Annotated in this window: 8 protein-coding genes; 3 read left to right on the forward strand and 5 right to left on the reverse strand. The window is 63.1% G+C overall.

What is annotated here, in order from left to right:
• Positions 1-206: 206 nt before the first annotated feature.
• From SGN16_RS20190 to SGN16_RS20210, 5 genes are all read right to left on the reverse strand, one after another.
• Positions 207-860, reverse strand: a complete 654-nt coding sequence (locus SGN16_RS20190) for a response regulator transcription factor (RefSeq protein ID WP_210645354.1) — start codon at positions 858-860, stop codon at positions 207-209.
• Positions 861-935: 75 nt separating this feature from the next.
• Positions 936-1,370 carry a response regulator gene (locus SGN16_RS20195; RefSeq protein WP_210639684.1) on the reverse strand — a complete coding sequence of 145 codons (435 nt, stop codon included), beginning with the start codon at positions 1,368-1,370 and terminating at the stop codon, positions 936-938.
• A gap of 124 nt (positions 1,371-1,494) precedes the next feature.
• Positions 1,495-4,701, reverse strand: a complete 3,207-nt coding sequence (locus SGN16_RS20200; protein ID WP_335944509.1) for a transporter substrate-binding domain-containing protein — start codon at positions 4,699-4,701, stop codon at positions 1,495-1,497.
• 342 nt (positions 4,702-5,043) lie between these two features.
• A complete protein-coding gene (locus SGN16_RS20205; RefSeq protein ID WP_210639685.1) occupies positions 5,044-6,378 on the reverse strand; it encodes a SidA/IucD/PvdA family monooxygenase in 1,335 nt (444 codons plus the stop codon).
• Positions 6,379-6,523: 145 nt separating this feature from the next.
• Positions 6,524-7,006, reverse strand: a complete 483-nt coding sequence (locus SGN16_RS20210) for a sigma-70 family RNA polymerase sigma factor (protein WP_335944510.1) — start codon at positions 7,004-7,006, stop codon at positions 6,524-6,526.
• A gap of 382 nt (positions 7,007-7,388) precedes the next feature.
• On the opposite strand from SGN16_RS20210, the gene SGN16_RS20215 reads away from it, so the two are divergent.
• From SGN16_RS20215 to SGN16_RS20225, 3 genes are read left to right on the forward strand one after another with little or no spacing between them, the layout of a single operon-like run.
• Positions 7,389-8,540: an efflux RND transporter periplasmic adaptor subunit gene (locus tag SGN16_RS20215; protein ID WP_335944511.1), complete on the forward strand. Its 1,152-nt coding sequence runs from the start codon at positions 7,389-7,391 to the stop codon at positions 8,538-8,540.
• On the forward strand, positions 8,541-10,511 hold the full coding sequence (locus SGN16_RS20220) for a MacB family efflux pump subunit (protein ID WP_335944512.1): 1,971 nt from the start codon (positions 8,541-8,543) through the stop codon (positions 10,509-10,511). It abuts the gene before it with no gap.
• A gap of 10 nt (positions 10,512-10,521) precedes the next feature.
• Positions 10,522-11,916, forward strand: coding sequence for an efflux transporter outer membrane subunit (locus SGN16_RS20225; RefSeq protein ID WP_335944513.1), 1,395 nt, complete (start codon positions 10,522-10,524; stop codon positions 11,914-11,916).
• Positions 11,917-12,001 lie beyond the last annotated feature (85 nt).

Consider the following 12,001-nt stretch of genomic DNA (forward strand, 5'->3'; position numbering starts at 1 on the left):
TATTGCGATTAATGGACACAGGATAAAACCGACACCTTTAGAGCACTAGACTGCAAAAACCGGCCTTAGCGTTCTACCTGGGGAACGGTGATCGAAAACTGTGGGGGCGAGCTTGCTCGCGATTGCGCTCTATCAGTCAATGATGCATCGACGGTCAGGCCGCTATCGCGAGCAAGCTCGCTCCCACAGCTTTTGGTGTGGTTCATTCACAGATGATTGCGCTTGGCAAAATCCGACAGGCCCACCAACGATTTCAACCCAAGCTTCTCCAGCAAGCGGGTCTTGTAGGTGCTGACGGTTTTTGGGCTCAGGAACAGGTTTTCGGCGATGTCCTTGCCGCGCATGCCCATGGACAGCATGCGCAGAATGGACAGCTCGCGAGTGGAGAGACTCTCCAGGGCCTGCTGTTCGGTGCGCTGTTGAAAATCCAGCCTGACGGACATTTGCGGGAAATAAGCGTAACCGGACTTGAGCGCATGAATGGCTTTGATCAGCTCCTTCAGGTCGCTTTTCTTGGTCACAAACCCCCGGGCACCGGCCGAGATGCAACGGTTGCAGAAGTGCTGCGCGTCCTGGGAAGTGAATACCAGCACGGCGCACTCAGGAAACTGGGCCATGATCCAGACCAGCAAGTCCAGGCCATCGAACCCGTTCATTACCAGATCCAGGATCACCAGGTCTGGCGCACTCTCCTTGATGAGGGCCCTGGCATCGGTTGCGCCGGCGGCATCCCTGACGCGGTTGAACCCCTCGTTCTGGCAGATAAGCCGCAATGCCCCTCGTATGACAGGGTGGTCATCCACGATCAACACGTCTTTCAAGGCAGTTCCCCAAGTCAATACAAACGACACCGGTGCCATGACCGCACCGGACTCTTGCACACGTGCCAAGTCATGCCACCTGTCAGACCTGACAGTGCAGACAAACGGTCTGGCTCAGCGTCCATGGCCCTGCCTGAGGGATTGCCCCCACGGTTGCAGCGGCTCATGGACTTGCGGGTCAACCCGCGCCATCAGGCACCGCAGTGAAGCGAGGTCAGGCAGTGGGGCCTGACTCAGGTGCATGCTCGATCGGCGCGCGCCAGGCACCGGCGACTGACTGGCCGGTTGAGTGTTGTAAATCATCCCGTGACGAACCTGTGGGTTATAGATAACAAAATCGTGCAGGTCCAGCGCCCCACCTGCGAGCTCTGCGTTGACGACAATCAGGTCGAACGGCTCGCTGCCGTACTCCACCAGCGTCAGTAATTCCTGCAAATTGCTCACGGGGACAACCCGGAAATAACCCTGTTGGTTGAACAGGCGCTCCAGCACTATTCGATGGGTATGTTGTGTATCGGCAATCAAGATACGGAGTGCTTTGTTCGGCATGGCAAGCTTTCCAATAGCAACGCGCCAGGTAGGCACCGGCTCAAGAACATTAAGGGCCGTCAGGCTAGAGGAAGCTTTTGAAGGGCGATGTAGGACTAATCCTAAAATGAGGACGGATATAGCCTCACATCTCGATTTTCAGTCGTTCAGCCAGATGGTCCATGGCTTGGTGAAGTTCTTCCACGGCTTCGGCGAGCAGCAACGTGTCGCCTCCCCGACAAGCACTTTCCAGCGCCTCGCAGGCGGCGATCAGGCGTTGCGCTTGGATGATTCGCGCCCCGCCCTTGATCCGGTGCGCCAAGTCCGCCAGGCCCGGCAAGTCTTGTCGGGTGGCCAGGTGCAGCAATCGCGCCTGATCCTCGGCATTGCTGCTGACCAGTACCGCCAGCAGCGTCCTGATGGCGGTCGCATCGCCGCCAATCAGTTGTTCGAGGCTGCTCAAGTCGATGTCATCGATGGCCGAAGGTGTCACAGCGTCCGCGGTGACCGCAGCCAGGCACCCATTGAGTTCCCTGAGGCCGATGGGTTTGAACAGGCAGTCGTCCATCCCGGCTTCGAGGCAGCGGGACTTTTCCTCGGGCTGGGCATTGGCCGTGAACCCCAGGATTACCGTCGGCACCAAGCCTCGGGCGCGCTCCTCGTCACGAATGGCCCGGGCCAGTTCGTAGCCACTCAGCAACGGCATGTTGCAGTCGGTGATGACGACGTCGAAAAGGCCGGCGCGCCACGCATGCAGCCCCTGGACACCGTCCTCGGCAGCCTCGACACAATGCCCCAGATAGTTCAGTTGCTGGGACAGCAGCAGGCGGTTGGCCGGGTAATCGTCGACCACTAGAATGCTCAGCGCCCGCCCCGCCCCCAGCACCTCGTCCGAGTCCACCGGGGCTTGCGCCAAGGTGTCGAGCACCGGCAGGTTCAGCAGGACTTCGACCTGCGTGCCCTCCCCCGGCACGCTGCTCAACGCCAGGGTGCCGCCCATCATTTCGCACAAGGTGCGGCTGATCACCAGGCCCAGCCCGGAACCACTGCGGGCCGACTGGGCGTTATCGCTGGCCTGGGTAAAGGGGCTGAACAGGCGTCGCTGGTCCTCCAGGGAAATACCGCGGCCGCTGTCCTCAACCCGCAGGCAGACGCCCAGACGCCCGCCCTCAAGCCCCGGTTCGCCGCGCACACTCAGGCGCACCTGGCCCTGATCAGTGAACTTGAGCGCATTGCCCAACAGGTTCGAGACGATCTGCTTGAAGCGCAACGGGTCGATCAATACGTCGCGGTCGATCGCGGCATCCAGGTCCAGTTGCAGGCGCAGGTGCTTCTGCCGGGCCAGGCCTTCGAACATTCGCGCCACCGACTCGAGCAACTCCCGCAGGTTGGCCCGCTCTGGCGCCAGCGACAGCTTGCCCGACTCGATGCGGGCGATGTCGAGAATGTCGCCAATCAGCTCCAGCAGGCCCCGGGCGGCCCCCGACGCGACTTCGATGGCAACCCGGTCCATCACACCCTGGTCGGCTTTTTTCAGGGCCAGTTCCAGCATGCCGATCACCGCATTCATGGGTGTGCGGATTTCATGGCTCATGGTCGCCACGAAAGTGGTCTTGGCCCGATTGGCGTCGTCGGCGCGCTCCTTGGTCACCCGCAACTGCTCCAGCAGCCGCCGCAGGTACGCGACCCAGCCAAAGGCCAGCAGCAAGAGCAGCGCGGCGATGGCAAACCCTTGGACGATGGTCGTGCGGTTACGCAGCCAGTAGCTATCATCGATCACCACTTCACTGCGCCAGCGGTTGGTCAGCTCGTCCATCTCTTCGGGGGAAATGCTCAGCAGCGCCTTGTCCAGGATCGAATAGAGCTCCAATGCTCCCCGATTCGTCGCCAGGGCAACGCGCGCCGGCAAAGTGCCCACGGTGCTGGTGACCTGCAGCTTGTCGCGGTATTGACGGGAGATCAGGTAGCGGGCGCTGATCAGCGGATTGATCGCACCGTCCGCCGCGCCGGCGGCGACCATGGCCATGGCGTCGGCGGTATTCTGCGCCACCACCAACTGCACGCGGGGAAACTGCTCCAGCAGGAACTCGCGCAGCACGTTGCCACGCACCAGCGCCAGGCGTTTGCCGGCCATCTGGTCCAGGGTCAGAGGGACTTTGTCCCGAGCGGGCACCACCAACACGAACGGGTTCGTCAGGTACGGTCGGGTAAAACGCAATTGGTCTTCGAGTTCGGCGCTGGGTATGGCGGTAGCCAAGATGTCCGCCTTGCCGCTCTCGATCTGCCCGATCAGGTCGTCAACCGAGCCACCCCGCTGCACGTCGAATTTCAAACCGGTGCGCAAGCTGATCCGGGCCAGCACATCGGCGCCGATGCCGCGCAAATGGCCTTGCTCGTCGAAGAACGTCAGCGGCAGGAAATTTTCGTTGACCGCCACCTTGATCCGCGGATGGGCGTCCAGCCAGCGCTGTTCCTTGACACTGAAATGCAACGCTTGCTGACCCGGCATGCTCGCGCCGCCAGCACTCCAGCGGCGCAGGATGCTCATGCGTTCGCCAGCGGGAATGGCTTGCAGCGCCGCGTTGACCACGGGCAACAAGCGCCCATTGTCGCGCCTGAGCGCAAAGGCGAATGGCTGCACTTCCATGCGGGAAAAGTCCGCCAGTTGGATATTGTTCAGGTAATTCTTGCTGATCAGGTAATTGGCACTGATCGAATCCCCCAGATAGACGTCGGCCTGACCAAACGCCACGGCGCCGATGGCGCTCAAGGTCGAGGGATACAACTGCAAGGACGCCTTGGGATAGAAGGCCTCGACTGTCTCCGGTGGCAAGTAGTGATAAAGCATCGCGACCCGTTTGTCCGCCAGGTCCGCAGGCAAGTCCTGGCTGTCGTCGATGCGCGCCACCAGGGTGGGCAAGTCATCGGCGTAGGCCTGGGACATCGCCAGGTCCGGGTCACTGGCCTCGAAACCGTTGGCGGTGCCGAGCAGGTCAACCTCGCCGCTGCGCAGGGCCTGGAGCGATTCGGCACGGGACGGATAGCGCTGCACCTGCACCTTGACGTGCAATAACTGCCCGAGCAACTGGGCATAGTCAGCGGTCAGGCCTTCATAGTCCGTGCCATTGCCGGTGATGCCGAAAGGTGGGTCGTCTGGCGCCGAGGCGCCCAGCAGCAACGTGCCCTTTTGCCGCAGCAAGGTCCAATCGGCCTCGTCCAGGGACACCGAATAGTCGCTCACATTGGAACGCCCGAGCACATCCAGCAACTCGGGTGCCGCGCCAACGGTTGGCGCCACACTCAATGAGCCCAGCAACAGCGCCGCCAGGCCTGCGCGTAAAAGCAGCTTCATCTGTATCAGGTTGTTTCGCTTGGCGTAATCGGCCCGGCGCACCACTGACTTCACCGTAAGTCAGGGTGACCGGCTGATGGGTTCAGACTGCCAATACGAGGGAACAGCGAACCGAGCCTTTCAAACAGCGGGAGGCGTGCAGTGAGTGTAGGAAGTTTCTGAGGAATTTCCTGCGAGTTACCCGAGGCCGGCTTGCCCAGGGACCGGAATTGTGGGAGCGAGCTTGCTCGCGATGGCGTCAGTTCAGCCAATATTGAAGTTGACTGACACTACGCCATCGCGAGCAAGCTCGCTCCCACAGGGTTTTGCGTTGCATTGACTGACGCGTAGCGCGGCTCTGGCCTACACAGCGGCCAACAACACATCTCGCACCGCACGAGCCTGCCCACGATGGTTCCCGTGTTCATACAGCGAGCCGGCAATCTCATCGGCACGCACCGGCAAGATCGACAGCAAGGTATCGCTAAGGCCATGGCTGGCCTGGCAGAAGCCCTGCATGTAGATCGCCGCCTTGCAGCGCTCGTCGGTGATCAACTTGTAATTGCGGTCCACCTCGAAATCACCCAGGTACTGTGCAAGCGGGCCTAGCAGCGTGCGGTGCATCTGCCGTTCGTAACCGGTGGCCAGCACCACCGCGTCATAGCGGCGCACGGTCAGCTCGCCGGTGGCGTTGTTGCGTACCGTCAGTTCCACCCCGGCGTCGGTGGCCGTGGCTTTCTCCACCGTGGTCAAGGTACGGAACGCATGCCGCGCCACGCCGGAGACTTTCTGGCGATAGAAAATCCCGTAGATGCGTTCGATCAAGTCGATGTCCACCACCGAATAGTTGGTGTTGTGGTACTCGTTGACCAGGCGCTCGCGCTCGCTGTGGGGTTGCTGGAACACCAGGTCGGTGAATTCCGGCGAAAACACTTCGTTGACGAACGGGCTGTCGTCCGCCGGCTTGAGGGCCGAGCCGCGCAGGATCATGTCGACTTGCACCGAAGGGAAGCTGTCGTTGAGGTCGATGAAGGCTTCCGCCGCGCTCTGGCCGCCGCCGATGATCGCGATATTCATCGGCTGGCCGCTCACGCACGGCTGGGTCGCCATGCGCTCCAGGTACTGGGAATGGTGGAACACCCGGCTGTCACCCTTGAAGGCCTTGAACACTTCGGGAATGCGCGGCGTACCGCCGGCACTGACCACTACCGAACGGGCGGTGCGTACGAACTCTTCGCCCTGGGTATTGCGGGAAATCACCCGCAGCGCTTCAACCTGCTGGTTGTGCAGCACCGGTTCGATGCGCAGCACTTCTTCGCCATAACGACTCTGTTCGCTGAAATGCCCGGCGACCCAGCGCAGGTAGTCGTTAAACTCCATCCGGCATGGGTAGAACGTGCCGAGGTTGATGAAATCCACCAGGCGACCGTGGTGCTTGAGGTAATTGACGAACGAGTAAGGGCTGGTGGGGTTGCGCAGGGTCACCAGGTCCTTGAGGAAAGAGATCTGCAACTCGCTCTGGGTCACCAGGGTGTTGCCGTGCCAGCGGTAATCGGCCTGTTTGTCGAGGAACAGCACATCCAGTTCGCCCTGGACCGGGCCCCGCTCCTGCAGCGCGATGGCCAGCGCCAGGTTCGAGGGGCCGAAGCCGATGCCGATCAAGTCGTGAACGACGGGCGATGCAATTGCCTGTGTCATGTCCAGTGTCCTCTGGAGAAGCCCCGCAACAGGGCGCAAAAAGCCTGGGGAACCTGACCAGCGTTTGTGGGGCCGGCAAGTCGTCTGTTGAGAGGAACGAGGACAATGAAAAAAAATTTACCGCGATGCGATCAGCGTGGGCCGATTAATGCGTATCCCACTGTCGCACCCGAACGCGGCAGTGCTTCATGGCGTTGACGATGTGCTTTTCCACCAATGCTCGGGAAATGCCCAGGCGCTCGGCGATTTGCGGGTGGGACAGGCCTTCGAGCTTGCGCAACAGGAAACTCTCGCGGCACAGCGGTGGCAACTCGGCCAGGGCGCGCTGCAGCATGTCCAGGCGCTGGCCATGGTCGAGGCTGGTCTGGGGCGACGGTGTAAAGAAGCGCTCTTCACTGTCCAGCACATCCAGGGATTCGACCTGGCGCAGGGTATTGCGCCGATGCCCATCGATCACCAGGTTCAATGCCGTGCGATACAGGAATGCCCGAGGCTGTTCGATGGGGGTGTCGCTGGCGCGCTCCAGCACCCGCACATAGGCGTCATGCACCACATCCTCGGCCGCCTGACGGTTGCCTAGCCTGGCGTTCAGGAAACACACCAGCTCGCGATAGTAGTTTTCCAACATGACTCCCGTGCGCAATGGCCGCGCCAGCTATCCCTGTGCCACTCGGCATGCCTGAAGCAGGCAATGGCACGATGGTGGCAGATTCAATCGCGTAATTTATAGTAATTCTCATATAGATTTAAAGCTTTGGTTTGTATTCGGGCTGATTCATTCATTTCTACTGGCGCCAGGTATTACTTCTGTGGCGAGGGACTTATCCCCTCGCCACAGATAAATCCCTCACCACAACATCACCTGACTTGGTTATGGCGTTGCCCTTCCGCCAACCTGCTACCAAGTGTTTCACACCGCTAAATTCCCGCCCGGAACGCTCGTTTACCAAGACAGCCTCCCGTCCCTGCCCCCCATGCGACGGGCCCGACACCACCGGCCGGAACCCTGCATGAAACGTCCCCGCCCTACCCGACGCGCCTGGCTTTTAACTATCGCACTGCTTCCAGCCCTGGCCTTCGCCGCCTGGCAAGCGGTGGCACCGAACCGTGAACCCCTGGTCACCGCGCCCGTCACCCGTGGTGATATCGAAAACAGCGTCACCGCCCTGGGCACCCTGCAACCACGGCGTTATGTCGACGTGGGAGCCCAAGCCTCCGGACAGATCCTGAAGATTCACGTGGAAGCCGGCGAGGAGGTGCGCGAGGGCCAACTCTTGGTGGAAATCGACCCTTCCACACAAAAAGCCCGGTTGGACGCTGGCCGCTTTTCCATTGAAAACCTCAAGGCCCAGCTTCAGGAACAGCGCGCCCAGCACGACCTGGCCCAGCAGAAATTCCGCCGCCAGCAGCAACTCAAGGCCGGCGGCGCCACCCGCGAGGAAGATGTACAGACCGCCCAGGCCGAGGTACGAGCGACCCAGGCACGCATCGACATGTTCCAGGCGCAGATCCACCAAGCCCAGGCCAGCCTGCGCAGCGACGAGGCCGAGTTAGGCTACACGCGCATCTATGCGCCGATGAGCGGCACCGTGGTCGCCGTCGGTGCCCGGGAAGGCCAGACCCTCAACGCCCAGCAGCAAACCCCGTTGATCCTGCGCATCGCCCGTCTATCCCCCATGACCGTCTGGGCCGAAGTCTCGGAAGCCGACATCGGCCACGTCAAACCGGGCATGACCGCCTACTTCACCACCCTGGCCGGCGGCGCCCGGCGCTGGAGCAGCACCGTTCGGCAGATCCTGCCGGTGCCGCCGCGGCCACTGGAGGCCAGCCAGGGCGGCAGCCCCACGGGTGGGCGCAGTGGCAGCGAACGGGTGGTGCTCTACACCGTGTTGCTCGATGTGGACAACGCCGACCGCGCCCTGATGACCGACATGACCGCCCAGGTGTTTTTCGTCGCCGCCCAGGCCCACGACGTACTGACCGTGCCCAGCGCCGCGTTGCAAGACAACGCCGGCCAAGTGCAGGTGCTGGCCGAGAACGGCGAGGTTCAGCCACGGGCCGTGCGCACCGGCGTCAGCGATCGACTGCGCACCCAGATCGTCGATGGCCTGAATGAGGGCGAGCGGGTGCTGATCGACCCGGCTGTCGGCAGTGGAGGCTGAATGAACACGCCCCTGATCGAACTGCGGGACATTCGCAAGGCCTACGGCGGTGGCGACAGCCCTCGGGTGGAGGTGCTGCGCGGCATCGATTTATCCATTCATGCCGGGGAATTCCTGGCGATTGTCGGCGCGTCCGGCTCCGGCAAATCGACCCTGATGAACATCCTCGGTTGCCTCGACCGCCCCACCAGCGGCGAGTACCGTTTCGCCGGTGAAGACGTCGCCCATCTGGGCAGCGATGAATTGGCCTGGCTGCGGCGCGAGGCCTTCGGGTTCGTGTTCCAGGGCTATCACCTGATCCCTTCCGGCACCGCCCAGGAAAACGTCGAGATGCCGGCCATCTACGCCGGCACCTCCGCCGCCGAACGCCATGCCCGCGCCAGTGCCCTGCTCGCACGCCTGGGCCTGGCCAGCCGCACTGGCAACCGCCCGCATCAATTGTCCGGTGGTCAGCAGCAACGGGTGTCGATTGCCCGGGCGTTGATGAACGGCGGTCACATCATCCTCGCCGACGAACCCACCGGCGCCCTCGACAGCCAGAGCGGCATCGAGGTCATGGCCTTGCTCGACGAACTGGCGAGCCAGGGCCACGTCGTGATCCTGATCACCCACGACCGCGAGGTGGCGGCCCGGGCCAAGCGCATCATCGAAATCCGCGACGGGCAGATCATCAGCGACAGCGCCGGCCCTGTACCCGCCACCCCACAGGCCAACCCCAAGGCATTGCAGGCCGTCGACCTGCGCCAGCGCCTGAGCGCCGGCAGCGAACACACCGGTGCCTGGAAAGGCGAGTTGCTCGACGCGGTGCAGGCGGCGTGGCGGGTGATGTGGATAAACCGTTTCCGCACCGCCCTGACCTTGCTCGGCATCATCATCGGCGTGGCCTCGGTGGTGGTGATGCTGGCGGTGGGCGAAGGCAGCAAGCGCCAGGTCATGGCCCAGATGGGCGCCTTCGGCTCCAACATCATTTACCTCAACGGCAGCGCCCCCAGCCCGCGCGCCGCCAAGGGCATCATCCGCGACGATGACCTGGCCGCCCTCGCCGCCCTGCCCGAAGTGCAGCGGGTCATGCCGGTCAACGGCGCCGAAGCCAGCGTGCGCTTCGGCAACCTCGACCACACCAGCTACGTGGGCGGCAACGATACGAACTTCCCGCTCATTTTCAATTGGCCGGTGGTCCAGGGCCATTACTTCAGCGAGGCCGATGAGCGCAACGCGGCCGCAGTGGCGGTGATCGGTCACAAGGTCCGGCAGAAACTGTTCAAGGATGTCGCCGACCCCATCGGCCGCTACATCCTGATCGAGAACATGCCGTTCCAGGTGGTCGGCGTACTGGCGGAAAAAGGCGCCAGCTCCGGGGATTCGGACGCCGACAACCGCATCGCCGTGCCCTACTCCGCCGCCAGCGTGCGACTGTTCGGCAGCCGTCATCCCGAGTACGTGGTGATCGCCGCCAAGGACGCGGGCAAGGTCAAGCAAGCCGAGCAAGCCGTCTCCCGAACGCTGTTGCGCCTGCACGACGGCAAGCAGGATTTCGAACTGACCAACAACGCCGCGATGATCCAGGCCGAAGCGCGCACCCAGGGCACGCTGTCGCTGATGCTCGGCGCCATCGCCGCGATTTCGCTGCTGGTGGGTGGCATCGGGGTGATGAACATCATGCTCATGACCGTGCGCGAACGGACCCGTGAGATCGGTATCCGCATGGCCACCGGCGCACGCCAGCGCGACATCCTGCGCCAGTTTCTCACCGAGGCGGTGATGCTCTCGGTGGTCGGCGGGCTGGCCGGTATCGGCCTGGCCCTGCTGGTGGGCGGCGCCTTGCTGCTGGGCAAGATCGCCGTGGCATTCGAATGGCTGGCGGTGTTCGGCGCCTTCGGCTGCGCCCTGGTCACCGGCGTCGTCTTCGGTTTCATGCCGGCCCGCAAGGCGGCCCGCCTCGACCCGGTCGCGGCCCTCACCAGTGAATGAACCTCATCCTATGAAAGCGCACTTGACCCTCCTGGCGACCGGCCTGTTACTGGCGGCTTGCGCCAGCCCGTTGCCGGTCCCGGACAGCGGCATCCAGCCGCCAGCGGCCTGGCAAAACCTCGATACCCCCGGCACTCGGGCGGACAACCAGCAATGGTGGACGCAGTTCGGCAGCCCGCAATTGAACCGGCTGATCGAACAGGCGCGCCTGGACAGCCACGACCTCGCCGCCGCCATGGCCCGGGTGCGCCAGGCCCAGGCCAGTGCCGTCATTGCCGGTGCGCCACTGCTGCCGGAAATCAGGGCCGGGCTCAACGGCAATCGCCAGGAGTTGCTGCGGGGCAAGGGCTACAGCCAGTTGGACGTGGATCGGGACAACCGCACCATCGATTACTACGACGCCAACCTCAGTGCCAGCTATGAGCTGGATTTCTGGGGAGGCAAACGGGCGGCCCGGGACAGTGCGCTGAGCACGCTCTCGGCCAGCCAGTTCGACCGCGCGACCGTGGAGTTGACCCTGCTCAGCAGCGTCGCCAACAGCTACACCCAGGCATTGTCCTTGCGCGAACAACAGCGCATCGCCGAACTGAACCTGGCCAACGCCCAGCGCGTGCTCGACCTGGTGCAGACCCGCTACGACGCCGGCAGCGCCACGGCCCTGGAACTGTCCCAGCAGAAAAGCCTGGTGGCGGCCCAACAGCGCCAGTTGCCGCAGGTGCAGCAACAAGCCCGGGACGCCTTGATCACCCTGGCGGCGCTGCTAGGGCAGCCGGTGCAATCGGTCAGGCTCGACGCTGAAAACTTCGACCGTTTGCACTGGCCGTCCATCGACGCCGGCGTCCCCAGTGAACTGCTGCGCCGCCGCCCCGACATCGCCGCCGCCGAAGCCCGCCTCAGCGCCGCCCAGGCCGACATCACCGTGGCCCGCGCCGCCATGCTGCCCTCCGTCACCCTGGGCCTGAGCCTGGGCACCGGTGCCGACATCGCCGACCAGTTGCTGCGCAACAACTTTTACAACCTCACCGCCGGCTTGGCCGCGCCAATCTTCAACAACGGCCGCCTGAGCGCCGAACGCGACCGCGCCACCGCGCGCCAGGAAGAACTGCTGGAACTCTACCGCGCCGCCATCATCAACGGCTTCGCCGACGTCGAAAAAGCCCTGAACAGCATCCACGGCCTGGACCAGCAACGGCAGTGGCAAAGCGAAGAACTGAAGCAGGCCCAGACCGCCTTCGACCTCGCCCAGAGCCGCTACCAGGCCGGGGCTGAAGATTTGCTCACGGTGCTGGAAACCCAGCGCACGCTCTATGCCGCCCAGGACATGAACGTGCAACTAAGGCTGGCGCGGGTGCAGGCGAGTGTGGCGTTGTATAGGGCGTTGGGTGGGGGTTGGCGGGTGATGTAGGCCTCGACCACACCTTCAAGCCAAGTGACATTTGTGGCGAGGGGATTTATCCCCTCGCCACAAATGGATCTCATCTTCATAAAGG

The organism is Pseudomonas sp. G166, assembly GCF_037027455.2.
Lineage (GTDB): Bacteria > Pseudomonadota > Gammaproteobacteria > Pseudomonadales > Pseudomonadaceae > Aquipseudomonas.